This is a genomic window from Saezia sanguinis, from assembly GCF_003991585.1.
Taxonomy (GTDB): Bacteria; Pseudomonadota; Gammaproteobacteria; order Burkholderiales; family Burkholderiaceae_C; genus Saezia; species Saezia sanguinis.
Genome location: NZ_PQSP01000001.1, coordinates 770,400 through 793,892, shown reverse-complemented (window position 1 = coordinate 793,892; position 23,493 = coordinate 770,400). Strand labels below are relative to the sequence as shown.

29 protein-coding genes and 2 tRNA genes are annotated in these 23,493 nt (G+C 46.3%); 19 read left to right on the top strand and 12 right to left on the bottom strand.

Going from position 1 to position 23,493, the window contains the following annotated elements; translation table 11 throughout:
• Positions 1–114 precede the first annotated feature (114 nt).
• Positions 115–582 carry a hypothetical protein gene (locus CUZ56_RS16155; RefSeq protein WP_239442030.1) on the bottom strand — a complete coding sequence of 156 codons (468 nt, stop codon included), beginning with the start codon at positions 580–582 and terminating at the stop codon, positions 115–117.
• On the opposite strand from CUZ56_RS16155, the gene CUZ56_RS03680 reads away from it, so the two are divergent.
• Both CUZ56_RS03680 and CUZ56_RS03675 read left to right on the top strand, forming a co-directional pair.
• Positions 466–2,109: an ABC-F family ATP-binding cassette domain-containing protein gene (locus CUZ56_RS03680; RefSeq protein WP_239442028.1), complete on the top strand. Its 1,644-nt coding sequence runs from the start codon at positions 466–468 to the stop codon at positions 2,107–2,109. The genes CUZ56_RS16155 and CUZ56_RS03680 overlap by 117 nt on opposite strands.
• A 100-nt stretch (positions 2,110–2,209) precedes the next feature.
• Positions 2,210–2,286, top strand: a tRNA-Pro gene (locus CUZ56_RS03675).
• Positions 2,287–2,369: 83 nt separating this feature from the next.
• Here CUZ56_RS03675 and CUZ56_RS03670 read toward each other — a convergent pair.
• Positions 2,370–3,374 (bottom strand): site-specific integrase, encoded by a 1,005-nt coding sequence (locus CUZ56_RS03670; protein WP_126978287.1) that lies wholly within the window; start codon positions 3,372–3,374, stop codon positions 2,370–2,372.
• A 76-nt stretch (positions 3,375–3,450) separates the two neighbouring features.
• Between CUZ56_RS03670 and CUZ56_RS03665 the strand changes: the two genes are divergently transcribed.
• Both CUZ56_RS03665 and CUZ56_RS03660 read left to right on the top strand, forming a co-directional pair.
• Positions 3,451–3,963 carry a hypothetical protein gene (locus CUZ56_RS03665; RefSeq protein WP_126978285.1) on the top strand — a complete coding sequence of 171 codons (513 nt, stop codon included), beginning with the start codon at positions 3,451–3,453 and terminating at the stop codon, positions 3,961–3,963.
• Positions 3,960–4,562: a hypothetical protein gene (locus tag CUZ56_RS03660; protein WP_126978283.1), complete on the top strand. Its 603-nt coding sequence runs from the start codon at positions 3,960–3,962 to the stop codon at positions 4,560–4,562. Before CUZ56_RS03665 ends, CUZ56_RS03660 begins: the two co-directional genes overlap by 4 nt.
• A gap of 123 nt (positions 4,563–4,685) precedes the next feature.
• Here the strand turns inward: CUZ56_RS03660 and CUZ56_RS03655 are convergent, their stop codons facing one another.
• The 3 genes from CUZ56_RS03655 to CUZ56_RS03645 form a co-directional block, all read right to left on the bottom strand.
• The gene (locus CUZ56_RS03655) at positions 4,686–5,033 is read right to left on the bottom strand and encodes a hypothetical protein (protein ID WP_126978281.1); all 348 of its coding nucleotides are present in this window, start codon (positions 5,031–5,033) and stop codon (positions 4,686–4,688) included.
• Positions 5,034–5,090: 57 nt separating this feature from the next.
• Positions 5,091–5,402, bottom strand: coding sequence for a hypothetical protein (locus CUZ56_RS03650; RefSeq protein ID WP_126978279.1), 312 nt, complete (start codon positions 5,400–5,402; stop codon positions 5,091–5,093).
• A 97-nt stretch (positions 5,403–5,499) separates the two neighbouring features.
• Entirely contained in the window at positions 5,500–6,183 is a 684-nt protein-coding gene (locus tag CUZ56_RS03645; RefSeq protein ID WP_126978277.1) for a type II toxin-antitoxin system HicB family antitoxin, read from the bottom strand.
• A 134-nt stretch (positions 6,184–6,317) separates the two neighbouring features.
• Between CUZ56_RS03645 and CUZ56_RS03640 the strand changes: the two genes are divergently transcribed.
• The 6 genes from CUZ56_RS03640 to CUZ56_RS03610 all read left to right on the top strand — a co-directional run bounded on the left by CUZ56_RS03640 (position 6,318) and on the right by CUZ56_RS03610 (position 12,706).
• The gene (locus tag CUZ56_RS03640; protein WP_126978275.1) at positions 6,318–6,938 is read left to right on the top strand and encodes a hypothetical protein; all 621 of its coding nucleotides are present in this window, start codon (positions 6,318–6,320) and stop codon (positions 6,936–6,938) included.
• 383 nt (positions 6,939–7,321) lie between these two features.
• Positions 7,322–8,542: a phosphoadenosine phosphosulfate reductase gene (locus tag CUZ56_RS03635; RefSeq protein ID WP_126978273.1), complete on the top strand. Its 1,221-nt coding sequence runs from the start codon at positions 7,322–7,324 to the stop codon at positions 8,540–8,542.
• On the top strand, positions 8,542–9,027 hold the full coding sequence (locus CUZ56_RS16300) for a GNAT family N-acetyltransferase (RefSeq protein ID WP_126978271.1): 486 nt from the start codon (positions 8,542–8,544) through the stop codon (positions 9,025–9,027). The genes CUZ56_RS03635 and CUZ56_RS16300 overlap by 1 nt, the downstream gene beginning before the upstream one ends.
• Positions 8,978–9,613 carry an IbrB-like domain-containing protein gene (locus CUZ56_RS03625; protein WP_126978269.1) on the top strand — a complete coding sequence of 212 codons (636 nt, stop codon included), beginning with the start codon at positions 8,978–8,980 and terminating at the stop codon, positions 9,611–9,613. Before CUZ56_RS16300 ends, CUZ56_RS03625 begins: the two co-directional genes overlap by 50 nt.
• A 347-nt stretch (positions 9,614–9,960) precedes the next feature.
• Positions 9,961–11,541 carry a phage tail tip fiber protein gene (locus CUZ56_RS03615; protein ID WP_126978267.1) on the top strand — a complete coding sequence of 527 codons (1,581 nt, stop codon included), beginning with the start codon at positions 9,961–9,963 and terminating at the stop codon, positions 11,539–11,541.
• Positions 11,542–11,584: 43 nt separating this feature from the next.
• Positions 11,585–12,706 carry a hypothetical protein gene (locus CUZ56_RS03610; protein WP_126978265.1) on the top strand — a complete coding sequence of 374 codons (1,122 nt, stop codon included), beginning with the start codon at positions 11,585–11,587 and terminating at the stop codon, positions 12,704–12,706.
• A gap of 51 nt (positions 12,707–12,757) precedes the next feature.
• On the opposite strand, the gene CUZ56_RS03605 is transcribed toward CUZ56_RS03610, so the two are convergent.
• Together CUZ56_RS03605 and CUZ56_RS03600 are read right to left on the bottom strand one after the other, a co-directional pair.
• Positions 12,758–13,201: a hypothetical protein gene (locus CUZ56_RS03605; protein WP_126978263.1), complete on the bottom strand. Its 444-nt coding sequence runs from the start codon at positions 13,199–13,201 to the stop codon at positions 12,758–12,760.
• Positions 13,202–13,362: 161 nt separating this feature from the next.
• Positions 13,363–13,611 (bottom strand): hypothetical protein, encoded by a 249-nt coding sequence (locus tag CUZ56_RS03600; RefSeq protein WP_126978261.1) that lies wholly within the window; start codon positions 13,609–13,611, stop codon positions 13,363–13,365.
• Between the two features lie 40 nt (positions 13,612–13,651).
• Between CUZ56_RS03600 and CUZ56_RS03595 the strand changes: the two genes are divergently transcribed.
• The 7 genes from CUZ56_RS03595 to CUZ56_RS03565 all read left to right on the top strand — a co-directional run bounded on the left by CUZ56_RS03595 (position 13,652) and on the right by CUZ56_RS03565 (position 19,391).
• A complete protein-coding gene (locus tag CUZ56_RS03595; RefSeq protein WP_239441997.1) occupies positions 13,652–14,140 on the top strand; it encodes a thermonuclease family protein in 489 nt (162 codons plus the stop codon).
• On the top strand, positions 14,137–14,766 hold the full coding sequence (locus CUZ56_RS03590; RefSeq protein WP_126978259.1) for a toxin-antitoxin system YwqK family antitoxin: 630 nt from the start codon (positions 14,137–14,139) through the stop codon (positions 14,764–14,766). The genes CUZ56_RS03595 and CUZ56_RS03590 overlap by 4 nt, the downstream gene beginning before the upstream one ends.
• A 132-nt stretch (positions 14,767–14,898) precedes the next feature.
• Positions 14,899–16,137 carry a hypothetical protein gene (locus CUZ56_RS03585; protein WP_126978257.1) on the top strand — a complete coding sequence of 413 codons (1,239 nt, stop codon included), beginning with the start codon at positions 14,899–14,901 and terminating at the stop codon, positions 16,135–16,137.
• Positions 16,138–16,283: 146 nt separating this feature from the next.
• A complete protein-coding gene (locus CUZ56_RS03580; protein WP_126978255.1) occupies positions 16,284–17,564 on the top strand; it encodes a hypothetical protein in 1,281 nt (426 codons plus the stop codon).
• 99 nt (positions 17,565–17,663) lie between these two features.
• Positions 17,664–17,885: a hypothetical protein gene (locus CUZ56_RS03575; RefSeq protein ID WP_126978253.1), complete on the top strand. Its 222-nt coding sequence runs from the start codon at positions 17,664–17,666 to the stop codon at positions 17,883–17,885.
• A complete protein-coding gene (locus CUZ56_RS03570) occupies positions 17,878–18,387 on the top strand; it encodes a lysozyme (RefSeq protein ID WP_126978251.1) in 510 nt (169 codons plus the stop codon). Before CUZ56_RS03575 ends, CUZ56_RS03570 begins: the two co-directional genes overlap by 8 nt.
• Before the next feature lie 515 nt (positions 18,388–18,902).
• The gene (locus CUZ56_RS03565) at positions 18,903–19,391 is read left to right on the top strand and encodes a DUF2514 family protein (protein WP_126978249.1); all 489 of its coding nucleotides are present in this window, start codon (positions 18,903–18,905) and stop codon (positions 19,389–19,391) included.
• A 57-nt stretch (positions 19,392–19,448) separates the two neighbouring features.
• Here CUZ56_RS03565 and CUZ56_RS03560 read toward each other — a convergent pair whose 3' ends face one another.
• The 3 genes from CUZ56_RS03560 to CUZ56_RS03550 all read right to left on the bottom strand — a co-directional run bounded on the left by CUZ56_RS03560 (position 19,449) and on the right by CUZ56_RS03550 (position 21,344).
• Entirely contained in the window at positions 19,449–19,910 is a 462-nt protein-coding gene (locus tag CUZ56_RS03560) for a hypothetical protein (RefSeq protein WP_126978247.1), read from the bottom strand.
• Between the two features lie 300 nt (positions 19,911–20,210).
• Positions 20,211–20,747 carry a hypothetical protein gene (locus tag CUZ56_RS03555; RefSeq protein ID WP_126978245.1) on the bottom strand — a complete coding sequence of 179 codons (537 nt, stop codon included), beginning with the start codon at positions 20,745–20,747 and terminating at the stop codon, positions 20,211–20,213.
• 45 nt (positions 20,748–20,792) lie between these two features.
• Positions 20,793–21,344 (bottom strand): hypothetical protein, encoded by a 552-nt coding sequence (locus tag CUZ56_RS03550; protein WP_126978243.1) that lies wholly within the window; start codon positions 21,342–21,344, stop codon positions 20,793–20,795.
• A 174-nt stretch (positions 21,345–21,518) separates the two neighbouring features.
• Between CUZ56_RS03550 and CUZ56_RS16150 the strand changes: the two genes are divergently transcribed.
• Both CUZ56_RS16150 and CUZ56_RS03535 read left to right on the top strand, forming a co-directional pair.
• Positions 21,519–21,641: a DUF2514 family protein gene (locus CUZ56_RS16150; RefSeq protein WP_239442026.1), complete on the top strand. Its 123-nt coding sequence runs from the start codon at positions 21,519–21,521 to the stop codon at positions 21,639–21,641.
• Between the two features lie 501 nt (positions 21,642–22,142).
• Positions 22,143–22,394, top strand: a complete 252-nt coding sequence (locus CUZ56_RS03535) for a hypothetical protein (protein ID WP_126978241.1) — start codon at positions 22,143–22,145, stop codon at positions 22,392–22,394.
• Between the two features lie 484 nt (positions 22,395–22,878).
• On the opposite strand, the gene CUZ56_RS03530 is transcribed toward CUZ56_RS03535, so the two are convergent.
• Both CUZ56_RS03530 and CUZ56_RS03525 read right to left on the bottom strand, forming a co-directional pair.
• Positions 22,879–22,954 (bottom strand) — tRNA-Ala (locus tag CUZ56_RS03530).
• Positions 22,955–23,084: 130 nt separating this feature from the next.
• Positions 23,085–23,441, bottom strand: a complete 357-nt coding sequence (locus tag CUZ56_RS03525; protein WP_126978239.1) for a hypothetical protein — start codon at positions 23,439–23,441, stop codon at positions 23,085–23,087.
• Positions 23,442–23,493: the final 52 nt, after the last annotated feature.

The following is a 23,493-nucleotide window of genomic DNA, read 5'->3' as shown; positions in this document are numbered from 1 at the left end:
TGAACTGTTCACAATACTTATGTGTTGATATCGATGTATTTGAGAGCGGCAGAAGTGCGAGCCTTGTATGCAACGGGCTGCGAGTTTGAGCGGACTCATGCACAAAAAGGCTGATCACTGTGCGCAGTGATGCTGAACTGGGGTTGAGGCATTTTTCCAACGCTGTGTGACTGCATGCCTGCACACATACTGGTTAAAGAGCGGCTTTGCCTTGTACAATAGAACGGTCAGCAGGTAGCATGCATTGCCTGTGCCAAGTAAGTTCCACTTATTACCTTCTGAGAGATTTTGAAATGCGTCTGTAAGTTCTGATTCTATGTTGTGCGTCACCCCGTTTGAGATGGCGGTGATGTGTGATGAACATGTGATGAAAGCGCTTTTATGACACATTTCCATGCAGTTTTTTCTGCCGACGATACGGCTTTCCACCCATCTGGATTTGCGTTGCACTTGCAGCCAGCCAATGTGCCATTGGCTGCGGTTTGCAATCACGCGGCAACCCCCTGGCTTGAACTGAAGCATATCAACTTGACCCTGAGTGATGGACGGGTGCTTTTTAATGATGCAAATGCCAGTTTTCATATTTCCAGCTCTGCTGCTCTGGTTGGCCCCAATGGGGCCGGAAAGAGCCTGTTGTTACAGATCATGGCAGGTTTGCTTCAACCCAGCGGCGGGAAAGTGATGCGTATGTTGCCGGTTGTGTATATTCCTCAGAATATGGAAGCGCCCAGCGACTGGACGGTTGCCGACATGGTGGGTTTAACTCCGATGCTCAATGCCTTGACGCATATTGAGCAAGGGAGGGCCGAGCAGGCAGATTTTGATCTGGCAGAAGGCTATTGGGAGCTGTTGCCGCGCATGCAGGCCCAGTGGTTAAGTTGCAGCCTGCCTGACCTGGCCATGCAGATGCCTGCTGCAATGCTCAGCGCGGGGGAGCGCATCAAAGTCGTTTTATGCGCCGCCTTTGCGAGCCAGGCAGGTGCGCTGATACTGGATGAGCCGACCAACCACCTGGATCGGGATGCCAGGTATTGGCTTTATCAAAAATTAGATTCGTGGACAGGCGGCATTGTTGTTGCCAGCCATGACCGCGACCTGTTGAGTCGAGTGCAGAATACCGTTGAAATTGGTGACACGCGGTTGAAACATTATGGCGGTAATTATGCGTTTTATGAGCAGCAATCGCAGGCGGAAATGCAGCGAGCGGTAAAACATCTGGAGCAGGCCAAGTGTGAAAAGAAGCGGGTTGAACGCGAGTTGCGCAAACAGCATGATCAATTGCAAAGACAAATCGTTCGAGAAAATGCAAAAGCGAAAGTAAGTAATCATTCCGGACTTTACCTAAGTCTCCTGAAAGAAAGTGCCGACCATACCCGGGGGAGAAAAAAACGACAGCTTGGTCAAATGAAAGCACAGGTGGCTGCAACCGTGCAAAAGGCTGCACAACAGGTTCAGGCAGACCGCTCTGTTTTTGTCATGCTGCCTGAAAGTCAAGTTCCGGCGGGCAAACAAATTTGCCAGCTCGATGAATTAAAGACCTTGTATCCTGCCGGAAATGCACCTTTGAGCATGACTCTGAATGGCCCGGCACGGGTAGGCGTTGTGGGGCCCAATGGCTGCGGGAAAAGTGTTTTGATGAAAACCCTGGCAGGTTGGCTGATGCCTGCAAGTGGTGCGTGCCATGTGGGGGTGCCGTTTGTATGGTTTGACCAAATGCCAGAAAAACTGCTGCCTGGTGAACGCAGTGTGTTGGAGCAATTGAAGGTCAACAGAAGTCCGGTGCCGGAAAGCCAGCTTCGCATGCAACTGGCACAACTCGGGCTGGATGCGGTTCATGTGCATTTACCTGCTGCACAACTCAGCGGCGGACAATGGCTGAAAGCGGCACTGGCATGCGCATTGTGGGTAGAAAATGCGCCCCAACTGTTGTTGCTGGATGAGCCAACCAACCATCTGGATTTATGGGCTTTGCGTGCGCTGGAAGGTGCTTTGTCTGCTTTTCCCGGAGCCATGCTGGTTGCGTCGCACGACAGGCTATTTTTGGAAACATTGAAATTAACGCATATGTTGTCATGGTCAGAGGACCGGTGGATGCTCAATGATGCCTGAGAGCGAGAACCTTTAGTTTTTTACCCTGATAGCAAAGGATATATGGTGAAAATTCATTCTGGTCAGAATGGGAAAATTCATATATAATCTCTAATCTTTTCGGGGTGTAGCGCAGCCTGGTAGCGCAACTGCTTTGGGAGCAGTGGGTCGTACGTTCGAATCGTATCACCCCGACCACATAACTATATGATTATATTCATATATTTTCTTACTCAAAACATTGAAGCAGTGTTTTGATCATCTAACCAAAATAAAAGCATCTAACGGGTAGCAGAGATTTTTACAGGTTTCTGTTGGCGAATGTATTCGCTCGTTTGCTGTTGGGTTGTGTGTCCTCCCATTCTCTGTGCAGCCGTAATGCCTGCATATTCATCCTTGTCTGTGAGGGCTTTAGCTCTCAGATCGTGGAAATGGATATTTCCTATCCCGGCCCGTTTGATGGCACGCTTCCAGGCTGTAGAAGCCCCGGAATATGAGTAAGGCTTTCCATCCTGAGTTGTGAAGACATTGCTTGTAATGGTTTTCTTCTCTTTTTTCAAGTCAATCAAACGCTGTTCTAATTCTTTGAGTTTAGGTGTCCATTCAATGAGTACCTTGGCGCCTGTCTTTTGGGTTTGAAAAATGATGCCTGCTGTTGTCATTTGTGACCATTCCAGTGCCAGCAGGTCGCTTATTCTTTGACCTGTCAGGTACGCCATGTCGATCAGGGCGCAGATCATCAGTCCCGATCTGGTTTTAAGTCCGTCCAATCCATACATCGCCGCTACTTTTATCCTTCTGATTTCTGAATCCGTTACATACCGTTTGCGTGGTGGTGTTGGCATTGTTTTAATATGCTCCACTGGGTTGTCTGTGCGGTATCCTTTTTCAATTGCGTAGCGCATTAAATCGCGCATCATTGCCCTGTACATGTTGTATGTACGGGGCTTTTCTTTGAATGGCTTGATAGCTTCAATGACATCAGGGGCCTGTACTTCGCTGGCATTAAATTCAATGAATGCTTCCTTCAAATTTTGAGAAATACGGATTTCATCTTTTTGAGTTTTGATGGCGTGTTTTGTCATGACCTCTTTTTGCCAGTCCTCAATCAGCTTTTTCATGCTTTCGTTTCTGGAGTCAGTTTGCATGAACTCTGAAAGCGCTGCATACATAGCTGGCAAACCATCCCGAACCGATGATAGCCTTATCCATTTACGTTTTTTGCCCTGGGCAAGAACATAATAGTATGCGTTAAACTTTTTGTAGACGTTAGACGGTAGTTTCATGTTTACCTACCCGGAACGCTTGGCGGTTTTATGAAGGTGACTGGCAGTTGCAGTGGATTAAATCAATGGAGGTGGTGTGATGGATAAATGCCCGGACTGCAAAGAGGCAGAAATTAATCCAAACCACCCGATATTCCGAAGTGGTTGCAGGCAATGTGCAAAAAGGCAATTAAAAGCGGCTCCTCAAAAGAATGGCCTGACATCTCCCCAAACATGGGTTGGAGTTAGGCCCAAAGCAGTTTTGAAGGAAAAGGGTAGCGAACCAAAAACTGGAACGCTGGAGATGAAGATTTTGGTGGCGTTATTAAAAGCATGGCACAACAGAAGCATGCTGGCTAAGGATGTATGGAAATTCGATATCCAAGATTTTGACCGGGTTGACAGGGATGCTGCGATTCTGTGCGAGCAGGATTATGGTCTGTACTCAGTATTGGTTGCCCATTATCGGCTTGGAAAACTGGCATTAAGCGATGAACAGACCTACCAAACAGAGGAATACTATCGGCAGCTTGGTAAGGCCCATGAGTGGATGCTTGAGCATCTCAAAGACGTAATCCAGAAACATTTGTGGAAAAAGGTGAGCCAATGACAGAACCGATCTTTAAAAGCATTGTTCAGGCTGTACACGTTGCATTCTTGATGGAGATCGTCATACCCAGCACCAAGGGACAGACTGAAATCTGCATACAGCATCTGATGGAGAACAGCGGGCACGTTTTCCAGGGGATACCTGAACCGGTAGTCAACACCAAAGGAATGCGTCAGGAAGACTGGTTTGCCCAATGTGCACTGATCCGGCAAAAGGTGGAGGAAAGGCTTCCCCCACCAGAAAGAGATGCCATCTGGGCGCGGTATGGGCAGTATGACAACCGGATCAATGTATTCACCAAGTCAGATGGTATAGAAGGGATGGCTGCTTATGTTGAAAGCGTATCGAAGCTTAAAGGGGATGCTCTGCTGGAGTTAACAGCTAACTTCTATGGTTTGACCAGGTACAACAAGAAAGGGAGAAAGATCGCTCCACCGTCGTTACGTGACATTGCTGACAGGTACAGCAAGTCTTTGAGGGATTTGACGATAACAAAGCAGATCATTGGCAAATACTCAGCCAGTTTGGAAATGGAGGCGCTGAAGAAGCTCTCTGTGATACTAAACAACGAAATAACTGAACAAGCAGAAATTTCTTGACTTTTGGTAACACATGAGGTAATATTTATCTATTCTCGGGACGAATTGCGTATAGAGAAAAAGTAAAGCCACCCACCAGCGGTGGCTTTTTTGTTGTGGGGTAGATTGAAAGTATTCTGATAATTAAGCGCGTGATTCAGAGCAAACCACATTAATAGACTTTTCGTTAATATTGGTGCCTGCTTTCTTACTAAAACAGGCTGCTATCCTGCGCCTATATTCACGGCATCTTGTGTTTGGAGGAGTAGGAGCAGGTATTGTCTTTTCAAAAGAAAACTCCCAAGCAGGAGATTTTTGATTATCGAATTCATACTCACAGTCTTTATATCCGACATTCCCCATTTTGTCATTTGCTATGACTTCATAAATAGCTTCTAATAATTTTTCCAGGCCATCATCGTTTATGTTTCCTTTTTTAAAATAGACAAAAATTGAGAAAGCTTTCTTTTTTTGTGAATTTGAGTCGTTCATATTATTCCTTTGGGGAATTTTTTGTTGGGGAAGAGAGTTTCACGGTGTTTGAAAAACTTATGCTTTCTTGTCCCCCAGGTGGCTTTGTATCCATTTCCAAGTATCTTTGGACAAGAATCCTTGTATGGGGTCAGCGACTTCTATTAGGAGAAATTGAAATTGTTCACTTCCTTCAAATCCAACCAGGAGTTTACGAAGTTGATCTTTTGGTGTTTCGGTCACAAAAACGATTGCACAGACTTGTTCGCCAGCTGACAGGACGCGCCAATTGTGACCAGCGCATTCCTCTACAACGGCCCGGATTTTTCGCACATTTACAGCTTGAGAGCGAAGATTTGGATAAAACAGCGTAAGTTGGTATAGCGCCATTAATAAATCTCCTATAGGAAAGATTGGACACCTTTATTCTATAGGAACGCCGCAACCCCCACCAAGTAGGCCAATAGACGAACCGTGGGGCTTTTTGTTAATAAGACTCTTCATCTGTAATGATTAAAAGTTCAAGTGAGCCGACACCATCTTCAATGATATCCAAATGGTGGCTTCCTTCATGGACACGTACGTCTTTGTCAGCAAGGTGAGAAAATTGAGGATCAAGTTCAATGGCAGAAGAAATTGCGACTTCAAGTAAAGGTCTAAGTTTTGAGAATGGCAGACTATAGTCCAAATCGAAATACTTTAGTGCAGGACCAAAGACAACTCGACGTGTTTTTTTGTTAATTTGAATTACTTTGATGGAACTGCTGAGACTCGGAGATTTGATTTTTTCAAGCGCTGCCTCAGACAAAAAACTGGATCTACTCTTCAAGTTGAAGCGACTGACATAGTTGTCAATGGCTGCAATAATCCGTTGAGGTATTGTGACATTGATTTTTTCAGTTTTCCCTTGAAAAGGAGTGATATCGACATCAATGAATCCCCATCCCATATCTCTGAACTCTTTTTTGAATCGTAAGGTTTCTATGGGAGAAGGAGTGGGGATGTTTTTACCTTGGCTAGCAATATTTTGAAGTTCAAGGTCAGCTGCCTCAATTGCTGCTTCAAATGCTTTTTCAATCGTATCACCGCTAGTTGAAGCATTTAAATCAGGAATGTGAATGCCATGTGCAGTTGCGTCATCACCCCATTCAATAACAATTGGATATTTCATAGTTTAAATCTCCTATTTTGTTTAACATGAGAGAATTATAACTCTGGAGTTATTTGTTTGCAAAATAATTATAACTCTAGGGTTATGTTTTTGGCGTGTGAAAAGAGACAAAAAACCAATAGTTAGACCAAGCGATGAGTACATTGAATGATCTGCAATCAAAGCTGAAAAGCTTTTCCAAGCAGGTCAAATATGCTCAGGCGCGGGCACTGACTAAAGTAGCCCGTCAGATGCAGGCAGATGAGCAGGCCAACATCGAAAGCACCTTCGATAATCCAACACCGTTTACTGTCAATTCAGTGAAATCATTCGGTGCCAGACGTGATGACCTGAGAGCGAAGGTCTTTATACAGAGCATAGCGGCAAGTTATCTGGATCCGTATGAGAATGGTGGCATTCGCAAACTCAGTGGCAATGCATTGCTCAACCCCAAGGGTGTAGCGCTCAATAAGTATGGCAACCTGGCACGCAACAAGACATCGACACTGACAGCCAAGCCTAATGTGTTTGTGGGGACAGTAAAGACATCGCGTGGTGATGTACGAGGTATCTGGCAACGCAAGGCAACAGCCAGAAGGCGCAGAACCGTATCCAGGAAGCAGACCAGCCAACTGAAACTGTTAATCCGGTTTGGTGATGCACTACCAGTAAAGCAGGAGTTAGGCTTCTACGATGTGGCGCAGAAGACAGTAAGCCAGCATCTGCAGCTGGCAATGCAGGAAGCAATACGTGAAGTATTTGAGATGGCAAAATGAAGGTTTATTTTTGTAAAATAGAATTATTTACAAATATGTTTTGTATTAAAATGTATGATAACATTTAATCATGTCATATCAAGCTGAGCATGGAAAAGACGGGATGTATCTTATATCTTCTCCTGCTATAGAAGAAGGCATGCTGGGTGCCAGCGGTATTGTTGTGTAGTAACTGCTGATCAAAAAGACTAATTTGAAGTGACAAGTTCGCTTTCATATTTAATAGTTGTTACGACGGAGAAACGCATGGTATTCTTTGTTTTCCAGGCAGGAAAATTGAGACGTTGGTTGAAAAAAAATGCACTTGATAAGCCCCAAAGCAGATTAAGTGTTCTTGTTTATGGTGTAAGCCTTTCTTATTAAGAGATTTAGAGGCTTTGATCATGACGGGTAAGCTCTATCATGATATTAATGTTTATGACGCAACCCAAGCGCGTCTACGATTGGTATTTCAGCACTTCAAGCGTGTTTGTGTAGCTTTCTCTGGTGGTAAGGACAGTTCAGTTCTATTGCATCTGGCGCTAGATGTTGCCAAAGAAATGGGACATGGTGTTGTACACGCGTTATTTATTGATCTGGAGGGGCAATATCAGGCGACAATTGAACATGTCACTGAGGTATTTGATCGCAGTGACGTGCATCCCTGGTGGGTGTGCTTGCCTCTCAATCTTCGCAATGCATCTAGTTTGCAACAACCATACTGGTGCGCTTGGGAGCCAGGACTTGACGCACAATGGATCAGGCCAAAGCCTCAACACCCTTCCGTAATTAGTGATCCAGATTTTTTCCCTTTTTATCGTTATCGCATGGAGTTCGAAGAGTTTGTTCCCGAATTCAATGCTTGGTTGGCTCAGGACGAACCTACGGCATTTTTGGTTGGCATCCGTTCAGATGAATCACTCAATCGTTACCTGGCTGTAAAGCGCCGTGCACGAATCAAAAAATGTGCATGGACACCTCCTGGATCATCTAAACCGATTATTTGGAGTGCTCGGGATCGGCACGATAGCCAGGCAGTTACCTTTTTCCCAATATATGACTGGCGCTTTGGGGATTTGTGGCATTGTGTTGCTGAGCATGGTTATGCCTACAACCGGCTTTACGATGATATGTATAAAGCGGGCGTACCGTTTTCGCAGATGCGCATTTGTCAGCCCTATGGAGATGATCAGCGCAAAGGTTTGGATTTGTTTCACAAGTTGGAGCCTCAAACATGGTTCAAGGTTGTTCAGCGTGTGAGGGGTGCAAATTATGCTGCACGTTACTGCAGACAGCGTTTCTTAGGCTATCATGGGGGACTGGGTTTGCCACCTACATTTAACACATGGCGGCAATATAGCCAATTTTTGCTGCAGAGCATGCCATCTCCTGTACGCAAAATCTACCAACGCCGCATTGTGCGTTTTATCCGCTGGTGGGAGCAACACGATTATCCGCTGCAAACTTGGCCTGATGCTGGGGAGCCGGCGTTGGAGAACCGAAAAAAGCAACCATCTTGGCGTCGTGTAGGGTTGTCTTTGCTGAAACAAGATATGGCCCGCTCACTGTCTTTTGGTTTTGCCCGGCGCGACCTGGATGTACTGGATCTGACCAAGAGAAAATAATGACCAAGATACATCCACAAGATTGTGAGTTTCTCCAATGGCGCTCAATTCATGATGAGGCAGCCTTTTTTTCCTGTATGGGGAAATTTTTTGCGAGTGCTACAGTACGCCGTGAGTGTGGAGGTTATCCGCTGAGTGACAATGACCTTTATCGTTGGTTTATTGTACGGAGAAAGGGTGATACACGGGTGCTTGGTTTCATCAGCCTAGAGCAGCAGTTTGATGTTGTTCGACTGCGTCACGGCTATCTGCGTACTGAAGCACGTGGGAACGGCTTGTTTCGGGCGTTACTTCAGCATGCATTAACTTATGTTGATCAACATCAGTTGGACTGTATAACGCGTCAGCCACAGTCAAGTGTGAAATATTTAGCCCGGTATGGATTCCATGTGCAGAGTATTCGAGGAGCCTGGGTTACCATGATAAGGAACGTGCATGTCACAAGTAACAAATTTGCTGGAACGTGCTCGAGCTCTGTTTTGTGAGCTTGAAACATTGCCTCTATCTAAACGGGTAGATGCCATCAATCAGCTACGCCAGTGTTTACACCAGTTCAGTCCATTTGCAGATGAGCCAGTTGATTGTGTGCAGTGGATACCTGAAAAACAAGTACAAGGCAATGACTATAACCCTAACACTGTTGCACCACCGGAAATGAGACTACTGGCTTTGTCTATTGATGCGGATGGTTTTACCCAACCAATTGTTGCACATCCTCAGAACGATGACAGCTACTTGGTTGTAGATGGTTTTCACCGATTACGTGTTGGCAAGAAGGCAGGGCGTATCCGGCAGCGGTTGCATGGCTACTTACCGGTTGTTTCTATCCGGGCAGAGCGTGGAAACTCTGCAGATCGAATTGCTGCAACCATACGACATAATCGTGCGCGAGGAGTGCATGGCGTTCAAAAAATGACAGATATTGTTGTTACGTTGCTTCAGGCGGGATGGGATGAAGTTGATGTAGCCAGAGAGTTGGGAATGGATGAGGATGAGGTTTTGCGCTTCAAGCAAGTATCCGGATTGCCCGATCTTTTTTGCCATCATGAATATTCCCAATCATGGGATTGAAGTAAGATTTACCGGAACTGCGAAGTTGCTTTGGGGATATGGCGAATTCAGATTGATGCAGACGAGATACCTCGCTTGATTGCTACTTTCGATATAAGTTCCGAAAAGCTTGTAAAGGCTTTTCGCAGTGATGAAACTAAAGACACTACAGCCGAGGGTTAAGATGCTAGCTACCCGTGTAGTGGCAACAGTAACTCCGGGCAGTTGGCGCGGGGATAAGAGGACTGCAGCACAGCGAGGCTATGGCTACCGCTGGCAGAAGTACCGTGTTGGATATTTACAGAAAAACCCATTGTGCGTGATGTGCCAAGCAAAAGGCATAGTCGAAGTAGCTGTAGTGGTAGATCATGTTATCCCACACCGGGGAGATAAAGTACTGTTTTGGGATACGGATATCGAACCGCAGCGCCATCGTGCAGGGGGCAGAACGTATAAATGCGCTGATCGAATGGGATGTGACGCAATACGCCACACAGTACGAGATCCAGTGGCGGCGCAACAATTCCAACTGGGTCGCGATGTCGCGTACCGGCACCACGTCAGCAGAGATCGAAAACACCTATGCAGGCGACTACGAGGCACGGGTCAGGGCGTTCAACTCTATCGGGTCGGCTTCGGTATGGGCCTATAGCGTACTGACAGCCCTGAACGGCACCATCGGCGAGCCGCCACAGGTTACCCACCTGACAACCAAAGGGATCGTATTCGGGATTGAGTTGAACTGGGGCTTTCCAGAAGGCCCGAACATCATCGAAAAAACCGAAATATGGTACAGCCAGACCAACAACTTCAGTGACGCGACCCGGCTGGGTGATTATCCCTATCCGCAGCGAACACAGACCCTGGTCGGGCTGTCTGCAGGCGCACGGCTTTATTTTTGGGCCCGCCTGGTTGATAAAAACGGCCTGGCCGGGCAGGTCTACCCTGCAGGCAATGGTGTGCTGGGAACGGCCAGCACAGACGCCAGCGAAATACTGGATTACCTGCGTGACCAGATCACCGAGTCGCAACTGGCCCAGGCATTGCTGGAACGCATCGAAGCAGGTGAGGGTGCAGCCATCAGTGTCGACCAGATCATGACCGATCTGGCTGCGATGTATAACATCAAGGTTCAGTATACGCTGGATGGGGTGCCGTACTTTGCCGGTATCGGAGTGGGGGTCGAGAACAACGAAGGCATCATTACCAGCCAGATCCTGTTAGCGGCGGCCCGCGTGGCGATTCTGGACGAATCCAGCGGCCAGGTCGTGACGCCGTTTGTGGTGCAGGGTGGGCAGGTATTTATCAATGACGCGATCATCGGCCAACTGACCGCGCAGCATATCAAAGTCAATGCCCTGTCAGAACTGACGGACAATGCGGGCATTCTGGTATCAGGCAAGTTACAGAGTGCAACGAACGGCAACTTTATCGACCTGAACGCCAGCGGAAGCCAGCAGGCCATTAACTTTGGCGGTGGTGCCATGACGCTCACAGCCAATGGCACCATGACCATTAACGCCATTGATGTGATCGGCACGCTGCAGATCCGGGGCAATGCGGTGACCACATCGGTGGCATCCAAAGACGGCACCACCTCCAGCGGGTCTACCAGTGCGATATTCCGCTCGCAAACCGATATCTATAACAGCTTGTCAGGAGCCAGGCTGATGTTGCAGGTTGGTCTGTCTTTTACGATCAGTGGCGGCAGCAGCGCCATGTCGGCTTATCTGGACATCGTGAGGAACAGTGTGGTGATCGAAACAATAAGTCTGGGCGGTGCTGCTGTAGGAGATTCGATACGCGTCCTTGCCGGCACGTTCACACACATGGATTACCCGCCCGTCGGGACCAGCACCTACGTTCTACGCATCCGCTGGACCGGGTCGGGGAACCCGACTTGCACATGCACCGATTCATCTTTGATCGGAACCATTTACAACCGCTGAACGCTGCCGGTAACGGCGGCTTTGTTTTTGAGGAAAAGAAACCATGGTATTCCAACAGGTCAATGTCGGCGCAACAGCCGATGACGGCACGGGCGACCCACTGCGACCGGCATTTCAGAAACTTAACGCCAATACCACAGAAACGCAAGCACAACTGGCGGCCAAAGCCGATGCACAGGACATCGGCGAAAGACTAGACAGCCAGCAGGAGCAGATAGACAGCAAGGCCAGTCAGGCGTCAGTGACAGAACTGACGCAGCGGGTGCAGGACAACACAACCGCTATCGGTAATGTCAAGAACGCAACAACGCCCGCAGCGCTGTCCGGCTCCGGCCTGAAGGCCAGCACCGACGGCACAAAAATTGATGTCAACCATGGCGACGGCCTGACAGTGGACAGCAATGGTGCATTGGTGGTCGATCCCGATCTGATCGAGTCTATCGAAGGCAAAGCCGACCAGGAGGCATTACAGGCAGTGGCGGAAACCATCGGGGAAAACACTAGCCGTATCCAATCCCTCGAAGATAGCGCGGTCGATGCGGTTGACCTGGCAGGTCCTGGGTTGAAAGCGCAGGATGGAAAACTGACACCCAACATCGGATCGGGCCTAGAGATATCGACCAGTAACCAGTTGCAGCTCGCTGCGGATTTTGTGGAAACCGTGAACGGCAAGGCCGATGAAGAAACGGTATTAGCGGTCGCCGAGGTGGTGGGTAACATGCAAACTAGCAAGGTCGACGTGTCAGCGAAGGCCACCAGCGCCGATATTCAAAACGGGGCTGCGGATAAGTGGGTGGATGCTGCCGGGCTGGTGCAGTATATGTCTGACCGCTTTGCAATTATCTACCCGAATGGGGGCAATGCTGCAAGTCCGGCCAATGTAACGATCAATAACCGCTACACGATTCCTACCCCGTTTCCAGGGCACGAGATTGACTTCAGAATTCAACTCCAGTTTGGAGGAGAGTGGAGTTGCGTAGCCTCTTACAACTACTATAACAGCGGTGGTATTGGGATTGTGGCAGATGTCGTTAACGATGTTCTGCGGGTTCAGACCGGTAGTTATGCGCTCTTTGGCTCCCCTGCCGGTACGCTTAATGTTTTTGTTGGGGCATCACAAACAACAACCGCACCTTGCCGGATTAAAGTTTGGAGGGTGGATTGATAAAGCCACCTTCAGGTGGCTATTGGGATATGTGCTTTGACTACTGGGGCATTAGTAAGAGTTATGCGTATAACACTGCCCGTTGATACATACAGTTTTTGTATATGAAGAAGTCAGATGACACAGATTTTCAGTTGCTGTGACATAGGCATTATCAAAATCAGGGAAAGTTAATGCGATATGCGCTACCCCACATGGATTACCATCCACTCCTGGCCCTGCATAATATGATGGCAGTGCAAGTTGAGGAGCAAAATTACCCAGGTGCTGGCCGTTCTGATAAACCATTACAGAATTACCGCTGGCCCCTAGTTTCATCATCCATTCAACGCCGTTGGAGCCATCCACCCAGCGAAATGTGCCTGCAGTATATGATTTCTGGATACATACGGATACGGAATCCGTTGTGCCACAATGTCTGACTTCCTGTGCATGTGCTGAAATAGCAGCAATAGAAACCAGAAACGCTCCCAGTAATATTTTCAGTGCTTTCATAATTAATTTCCTTTATTTGGTTTAAAGAAGTTTTATGATAAGCGCATGAAATATGCATATGTGAACGTTCTTGTTTAGGCAGGACTTAAGTCACCTCCGGGTGGCTTTTTTAATGAACAGTAAAAGACGGGCGACCTGTTGATGTGGGTGATGACTGGAATCTACAGTAATAAATCTTCAAGCTCCTGTAGGAAGTCCCGGCGGGCGATGACTCCAACTCCTGGGTTCAAATTTAAATCAGCAACAACCTGATCATAAAGGTCTCTACCATAGCTGGCTGGAACTGTACCATCGTTTCCATGTGCAGGATGTGTTTGTGCTGCTCTACCTCCGACAACATTATTCTGATTGTAAAACTGGATAATTAGATCACGCGCCCTGTTATAGTCCCTGTTTTTGATTCTAGCCATATGTCCTCCTGGGTGGTAGCTGTCTACGCTTTGATTATGAATGATGGCTTGGCTTTATATTGGTAAGACCAGACTTGTAGTCGGATACAATGCCACAATGCTTGAAATCCTTTTTTGCCTTGTTGTGGGTATATCAGACGGCGACACCCTTAAAGCCCGCTGCGGCGAACCTGGAAACTATGAACAAGTACGGGTGCGCATTGTTGCAATAGATGCACCCGAAAGAGAGCAGGACTACAGCGCTAAATCCAGGGAGTATCTAAGTGACCTATGCTATCGGGTCAATGCTCAGATTGTTGTGCATGGTCGGGATCGTTACGGTCGCATCGTTGGTCAGGTAATCTGCAACGATGTTGATGCAGGATCTGCGCTGGTCGAGGAAGGTCTGGCTTGGGTCTATCCGCAGTACGCCAAAGATCATAAATACCTGTACGGATTTCAAGACCACGCTCAGAATGAGGAACTCAATATCTGGTCGATGCCTAACCCCGTCCCGCCCTGGGAGTGGAGAAGAGAATCAAGAGAATGAAAAAATGGCTAATGTTGTTATTTGTTTTAATGCTCACTGGAGTAAGTTACGCTGAAAAGCTATCGTATGAAATAGACGACGAAGCCACAAGTGCGGCAATTTGGAACGTTGGTGATAGTATCCTGAAGAAAAACCTGGATGATCCTGAGCTTGCAAGCGAAATAAGATTTTTAGGCATTACAGTTGATGGAAATTTTATTGTACAAAATTTTTATTTAGTTAATGAAAGTAAAGCTACAGATCCGTACCTTGTGAAGCCTTCTAATGTCTCATATCTGGGGGTTTATAAAAGTTATTATCCTACAGGCGAAAGATGGACTGAAAATTATATTTCCCCTCCTTATGGGATCAATATCAGCTGGTTTGAAAATGGGAACATCAGTGGCTTGATGTTTTCGGATGCCACGAATATTGTGGGGATCACTTTTAGGTGGGATGAGACAGGATACTTATCATCTATGTCAGTATATGGGGAAAACAATCGGCTTTTAACATGGATTCTTTTTAGTGAGAGTGGGCGAATTATGTCGCAGTCATTACACAACCCAGAGAACCCTAATCTGGAATGCACCTGGGATTTTGGTCGTTTGGTTGTCAAACAATGGGAGTGTCCAGGAGCAAAATAATAATACAGAACAGGCTTAGCCGCTTTGAGGCGGCTTTTCGTTCACATATGTCCTTATTGTCCTAATAAAGTGAGTGTGAGTTGTCATGAAAGTGGCGCTCTTTCTATCACATATCACAATAAGGAAATACATATGATGAATACATCCAAAACAAATGAAGCAACACAGGTCGTGACAGCCGTAGCAGCATCTCCAGCGCATCTGAAATATTTTGGATATTTTTCAAATGAAAGTGGGACGCCACCGAATGTAACTTATCAATTAGAAACCAATCCCCATACGACGATGATGCATTTGGCGTCGCTGTGGTGGGATACAGCACGGTTGCGTAGCGAACTTGCTATGGCAAAGGAAAATGGCATTAAAGTTATCTTAAGTGTGGATGGTTTTGTTTTTAACGAAAATTCTTTTGTTATCAGCCCATCTGCTCAAGAAAACTGGAGCACATTGGCACAAGAACTTTATGTCAATGGATTCATTGATATTGAATTCCCTGAAAATGGAACCGTAGTTTCGTTCTACCTTGTTGATGAGCCTAATCTACATGGTTTCACTGATTATGGAACTCAGCCTAATCAGAATCTTCAAAGATTAGTCAATATCATGCGTGGCAACCCTTTGACACAGAATATACCTATTTCAACAATCGTTGCATATCATGCAAGTATGATGTCTTTCAAAGCGACTGCACAGCTGTATGATTGGGTTGGCTATGACCACTATGGCCCAACGACTGCACAATATTTGTCAGAGTTTGATCAAACCTTCAAGCAGGGCTTAGGAATAGGCTCCCATCAACGTACAATGCTGGTTCCTTTGTGTGCCCAATTAACGTGGAAGGGCTTTAACCAATCTTGGTATTCAGATCCATATTCGATTCTGGAAAAGGCAGCATCTGATCCATCTGTCATTGCGATTGTGCCGTTTATTTGGCGTACCCCGGGGGGTGATACTATTGCTGGATTAAGGGAACCAGCAATGTCTAACTTGCGTGTAGGTTATGAAAACGTTGGACGATCTATTAAAGCTGGCCCAGCAGGATATAACTCAGAATTTGTATCGCAAAGTATCCCTCAAACCATGCAAAGAGGGGGAAATTACCAAGTGACCGTGCAATACAAAAATAAGGGTAACACCTGGCAGCCAGGAGCCGTAAGGTTAGGAACACAAAACCCGCATGACAATATGACTTGGGGGACTTCCCGTGCAGAACTTTCAGGAAGTGTTGGTTTTAATGGCATTGCAACTTTAACTTTCTTTGTACGTGCACCAAGTGCACCTGGTGTATACGACATGCGTTTCCAGTTGTTGCTTGAGGGGCAAACATGGTTTGGGCCAATGACGCCAAATATGAAAGTAACTGTTGTTTGATTGAATAAGCATAATTACTTAACAAAATTTTAGCCGCCTTCGGGCGGTTTTTCGTTCACATATGCCCTTATTGCCCTATTAAAGTGAGTGTGAGCTGTCATGAAAGTGACGCTCTTTCTACTACATATCACAATGAGGAAATACATATGATGAATATAGGACTTTTACATCCCACCGTGGATGAGGGTAAGGCATCCTCGGCAATAGCTGCTTCGGCGCAGCCGGCAGTACAGGTAACAGCGACTAGCGCCGCATCGCATCTGAAATACTTTGGTCACTTGCATACAGAGAACGGGCGCCAAAGTGAGGTAGTTAATCATACCAACCTTTCGGTGATTTTCTGGTCTGATTACAACCAGCTTGCCCGGGATTTGGCGATAGTCAAGGATAAAGGCAATAAGGCGGTGATCAGCACCCCTTACTTGTATGCCCCTTCAACTGAGGGCGGGTACTACACCCTTGATCAGTTTGCAGAAACAAAGTGGCTTGGTTTTATGAACCGATTAGTAGGCGATGGTTTTTTTGCTCCAAACGATGTTGAGAATGGGACCGTTATCGGGTTTTATCCGGTAGATGAACCTGAGCAACACGGCTTGGTGGATGTGAATGGCGCACCTTCTCCCGTGTTGGCACAGATTGTGAATATCATCCGCAGGAATAATCATTCACAATATGGAGCACTTGCTGTTTGTACTAGTATCAATTATGGACGCGCCATTGCCGGATTGCGGTTGTTTGACTGGATCGGCATAGATGAGTTTACCCCAGGGGATGGACAAAGCACCAGTGAGGATTTCTATCTGTATTGGTTTAGAAGGCTTCAAAGTGAACTTCAACTCAACGCCAAACAGCGTATGTTTGTTGTTCCGTGTGCCTATGTAACTCAAAATGATACAAGAGCACATGATCCATTCAGAATGTACGCTTACGCACAAAGTGATCCAACTGTGCTGGCAATTGTGACATTTTTGTGGAATTCTGGGTATGACGAAACAGGGACTTTCATTGGGTTAGGGTCAGGGGATTATCGGTTGCAAAATTACCGTCAATGGTGGGATCAGATCGGGAGACAGGTGAAATACTCGCATGCTAATGCGCAGTGGATTGGACACTTGATTCCATCGACGATGATTGCGGGTAGACCATACGATATTCGCGTGGACATGCGTAATACAGGCAATGTGAAGTGGGAGTTGGGTGAAGTGTTTCTGGGTACACAGAATCCGCAGGATAACTTCATTTGGGGCGCTCATCGTGTGTGGCTGCCTTCCAGAATCGAACCTAATCAGACGGCAATTATGGTGTTTCCGGTGATGGCGCCATCAACGCCTGGCGTTTATAACCTGCAAGGACGGATGGTAGGGGATCATGGCAACTGGTTTGGTGACTATACACCTAACGTGGCTGTCAACGTGGTTGCTGGTTAATGCAGTTTTATCGGTATTAAACCGTTCACCTAACAACAAGTGAGCCGTCTACGATGAAGTAGGCGGCTTTTTTATTGGGCAAGAAGAAAAGGAGAAACCGTGCTCACCAAAATCCAAAAAATCATCTCAACAGTCAAGAGTCCGGACGTTATGCCGGATGTGAAGATGGCCGCAGCCAATACGGTTGGGGGTAGCTTTATTGCTGGCATCACCTGGAATACGCTGGTTGCCATAGCAACCTTTGTTTACTTTGTCGTGAGCATTGTCTATGTACTGATCAAGTGCCATAAGGCGATCAAGGGGAGGGGTGGAGATGACTAAAACCAGATACACGCTGGCAGCACTTGGAGCATCGGCGGCCGTCATTGCTTCCATTGCCGGATTCGAGGGGTTTAGAGACAAGGCATATCCAGATCCGGTGCATGGATGGGATGTACCGACCATAGGTTATGGCACGACAGCAGGCGTCAAACCCGGTGACACCATTACCAAGGACGAAGCGATAGAACGCTTAGGGGCGGATGTAAATAAGTTTGGTGAAGAGATAAAGAAGTGCATCGGCCCTGACGTTCCTCTGTCTCAAGGTGAATTTGATGCCTTTGTGAGCCTGTCCTATAACGTGGGGACTGCCAAATTTTGCAGGTCTTCTATACCATTGAAACTGAGGAATGGCAGGCATGATGCTGCCTGTACAGCAATCCTCACATTCAAGTATCTACGAATCAATGGGAAGCCCTTTGATTGCAGCACGCCAGGAAACAGAATATGCGCAGGCCTATGGACTCGCAGGCAGGCAGAGTACCAGAGGTGCATCAGTGAATAAAAAACCCCGCCAAGGATGGATACGGAGGCGGGGTAAAGCGTTGAACTACGCATTAAGCAAAGGAGTTACAAAGCGGCTTAATGCGCATGCGGATATTACATCCGTTACCAAAGGTTGTCAATGTTATGTAAAGAAGCTTTGTTAACTTTAAGTAGTGGCTTTGGCTATTAAGGCATCAACAGCTATTCGGGATTTTCGAGCCGCTATTGATACCCGTACCGGGGATTCCCGCAATAAACAAAAAGCCCCGCCAAGGGATGTTACCGAGGCGGGGGTATAAGCTTAGTCAATCACGTATTAAGAATGGGCTCTTGATACGCAAGCAGAGAATACATCTGCCATATATGGCTGTCAACGGGACAAACAGGGATTTGCGATTTTGGGCGTCTACTAATTCACATAATTGATGAATAAAAAAAAGAACCCGCCGGGGTAGGCGGGCATAACCACTTATTCACATTAAACAGGGCGCTTAATGTGCACGCGTAGAGTACCCGTATTGGAGAAACCTTGATATGAGTGTGATTAAAAAGTACCTGCCAGAGATCGGCGCTGTTCTGGCTATTGTGGCGCTGCTGTTGTGGGGCACCGTTCAGACCTTCCGGCTTGAGGCAGCCCGCCATGAAACAGTGATGGTCACGCTGGAATTTGAAAGCTACAAGGTGGCTCAGATGCAAGCAATGCTGTTGGAACGGCAGCGCGAACTTGAACAAAGGGAGATTGAACGCAATGAAAGCGAAAAAAGGGAACAGCAGATTATGGATGATCGTGACAGCGCTATTGCTGAGCGTGACGGGGTGCGCTCAGAACTCGCCCGTGTACGTCAGGCAGCAAGTCGATCCGCTACCGGCAATTGCACTGCCGCCGCCCATACCATCCGAGTGCTTACCGAGTTGCTTGAAGAATCTGACAGACTGGCGGGAGTCTATGCACAATACGCTGACACAACTCGAAACCGCTTACTGACGTGTAACGGGTTTTACAATGCGAGGGCAAACAAGTAAGCCCGCTTTTTGCGGGCTATTCTTAAAATGAGCTAAAGTTTAGCTGTATGGTAAAACTCATTTAGGAGGATACCACCAGCAACCATCTCTATCAGCATATAAACCTGTACCATTGTACTCGTTGCACAGTGCAGGGCCCCATGGGCTAGACGGAATATCTGGAAATACGGGTTCGGGGGGATACCATATCATGACACCGTCCACCCTTCTTAAATACTGATCTTTGATGGAACATGCCAGCTTTCGGACATTGTCGCCTTGTTTACCACTGGCAAACCAGGCAAATTTGGCATCAATGAACCTCGGATTGCCTGAAGGAAATTCTCGCTCATAACGATCTTTGACAAGGAAGTGACACAGTTGATCCAAGGTGCCAGTAACTCGACCGGTAGAAATATCTGCTGAAGCGGCTCCTGCATAATAAGGTTCTGTTTGGGCGTGGACTGTAGAAATCAGTGAAAACATACCTAATGCAGCAAAAGCTGCAGCCAATCCTTTTTTAGTCAAACTCATCTTCATCGTAGTCTCCTTTAAGTAGATGAGTTGCTATGATCGTTTATAGATTGCCTTTTATGTGAACAGGCTCATGCTTGTGTGGTTGGCGTTAGCTTCAATCTACGCTGAATACGCAGACCGGAATGTGATAGAACTTGATGCTTGTTTGGCAGCATACTGAAAAGAGTATCCTGGACACATGAGGTATGCAGACCAGTCTCACATTGCCGGAGTAGTGTGTGAGCGCTCCTACAATTCGATCATTGAAGTGCTGAACTTGCAGTAAGGTAACCAATTACGTAAAATACGGGGCTTGTTATTTAACTATGCAAATGAGTTAAAAGACACATTCCTATTTAAGTTCATTTCAGATTGAAGTGCTTCCATAAATAAAGCGCTTGCTTCGTCATTATTAAATAGCCCGGGAAAACGGATTAAAAAATAAACGCTGCTCCCGATATTTTTGACTGGGGAAGTAAAAATAATTTGAAAAGCAAGATTAATTCCATAAGTGTATCTCTTTGTATCTTCCTGCCTATACCACTCTCCAATATAGTTAATTTCTTTTATTTTATTTGCAGAGATTCTTTCATTACCCACCGTGATATGTTTTGAGAAAAAAGTTACTTTTTTTGCTCTTATATAGCAAAGAAGCAGTTTGGGGCCATCGCTTGTGAAGCACGCTGCTACAAATACTACCCCAAGAGGAATGATTACGAATAATAAACCCTGTGAGTCACCTTTTAATGCGGCTACTATACTTATGGTCAGCAGAATGGCTATGAAAATAAACAAACCAATCCCATGTTTTAACGCTCTTTCCGAATTACAGAACCAACCATTTTTACTTAAAATTTCCATCGGAGTGTTTCCTTAACAATGTAAAACAGGTCAACCACAAAAGGGTTATCTGTTATTTATCTCGTCCCGTCCTTTAGCGCTGAAAACAAAGTACCACGTCCAAAAGAGTCCCAAAAACATAAAACCATATGGCAGCAGTGGCGCATGGTTGTAAGGATTGGGAATTTGGGCTAATACTTTTGCATAACCTTCTGGTAGGTTGATGTTGGGGTTTTGGGGATCGTAAAGAATTTTTTCCGGAAATGTTCTTCCCAAAGTGATTCGGGCTGTTGGCATATATCTGGTTCCATGCTTTTCACTAAATACCTTCAGATCAGAATAGTACTTTCTGTTATCAACCTCAAAAGTGTATCGGTAGAGATATATATGAGGACGTTTAGGAGGAAATTTGGATATATCAACATCTGTCTTAAGATATTCTATTTCCCCTGTTTGCACACATTGCTGAGGTTGGCAGTTGAGTGCCAGTAGATGTGCAGCCCGTTCTTGCAGTGGGGCGTAGTATTTATTTGTATTGTCTTGCTCTTCTTTTATGCTCCACAGCGCTAGGATGATGATCACAAGCCCCATAAATTTGAAGAATATTTTTTCGATCATAGAGCGCCCAAACAATTTGTTTTGAATAAGAAAATTATATTTGTTTTATGCGTAAACATTATATTACCTGATAAATTTCATGTGATTACATGAAATTGATGAATTGCTTATTTGCGTTCAGCCAGCAATACTGCAGCTGCCTGCACAATCCAGACAACCTCAGACCCCATCGGAGTGCTTGCCCACGTGCTTACAAGGACTGACCAGGCAGCGGGAATCTATGCAAGAACTGCTGACGAACGGGGCATTGCATTAAAGGCTTGCAATGCTGCTTATGATGCGCTTAGGAAGCCTTAAAAACATCTAACGCCCCTCTTGAAACCCGCATAAAACCGTGCCGGCGAAAAGCAAAATGGTTAGATGAAATTAGGCTCAAATCCGCATGGTTGAGCGATTTAATATCTGCTTTGGGAGCAGTGGGTCGTACGTTCGAATCGTATCACCCCGACCACATAACTATATGATTTAATTCATATATGTTCTTATTCAAAACATTGAAGCAGTGTTTTGATCATCTAACCAAAATAACAGTATCTAACGGGTAGCAGAAATTTTTACAGGTTTCTGTTGGCGGATATATTCGCTTGTCTGTTGCTGTGTTGTGTGTCCTCCCATTTTTCCCCCTGCCAGATGGGCCATACCAACTAAACAGCAATTCCTGTCATCGGATCTGTTTTTTTACACTGCCTAATCCGCGTATTGTTTCAACTTTATTTCATTTTCTGCTTTTGTCATAAAAGTGACATATGACATGGTTATGATTTTGGGTACGTTGATAAACAATAAAGAAGGAAACGTATGAAACTCAAAGAACCCCTGGTCCAGGCCGCAGCAATCATTACAGCATCATTGTTGAAAAAAGAAAAAAACGCTGATCCATTGCTCTACCGGATTGAAAAAGTAGAGCCTGTTTTTCAGCTTATTTACGCCAAATTGTATCGGGCGGCTTCTAAAATTGAAGAGCTCGAGGGTAAGGAGCAAAAGCAAAGCTATTTTCAAAGCCTTGAGCAACTGGTCGATAACAATTTTGAGCAAAAAGAGTCTTCATAACTTAATCCCCCAAAGCTGCTAAGCTATACACAGCGATTATTCCGATGAGCCCAAGTACAACAATAAGCTTGTCTGCAACGTCGTGGTTTTCAATGAATGTTTTGATCTTTTTCATGATGACTCCTAAGTGAGTGATCATTTATTTTCCAGGGGATAAGCAGAGTTATGTGATCGGGCCTTTACCGCTTGTTCAATCAGGCTCTGAATCGGACATTCACGAGTTATGCCGGGAAAAAATGCGGCGCGGTCAAGGCAAAAGCACCATGGGCGGGACTTATAAACGGGGGGAGACAGACTGTTTTGCACCTGAGGCAGGAATTGAACGGCACCGGCCAGATTCAGAACAAACCGCAGCCGAGCATTGACACTGAATTTTTTGACTACTGAGGCGTCCCCAAAAGGGGGTAGTGCCGAGGGGCGATGCTACTTTTTTTTAAAAAAACAATGTGCTGCGGATTTTATGAGCACTTTTGGAAATGGTGTTTGGTGGAGAAGAGGAGGATCGAACTCCCGACCTCTGCATTGCGAACGCAGCGCTCTCCCAGCTGAGCTACTCCCCCACGGTGTGCAGTGTCAGAAATTATAGAGCAGGCATTGCAACTGTACAAGCACCATATGTGCAAACCACTATGGCGCTTGTATTTATTGTGCCGTGCAGCCTAAAGCAATGAACCAATGGCCCGCTCTGATTTAATGTCTGCGTTTGCTGCTGCCAATCAGGGCGGCAAACAATGCGGTGACAACAGCACCGGCAGTTGCCGCTATGACCATGGATGTCAGCGGGCGCTTGACAATGTATTTTTCAGCACAGTCAGCAACGGTCTGGATATCCATGTCTCTGAGCGGACAGCGCTGGGCATGTTGTGCTTCGGTGGCAGTGCCATTAGCCGGGTGGTGTACATACCCACTGGTCATTTGTTTGACGCGTTCGCTCCAGCGCGCAGTCGGATCTGGTTTGGATGCTGGTTGAGACTGGGCAGGTTCCGAGCTGTCGTGCATGTTTTCCGTATCTGCAGTTGGCAGTGATGGAGATGTTTTTTTATTCATCGCGGCTGATCCTCATGAAAAGCTTAACTTATCTATAGATGTCTAACCTGAT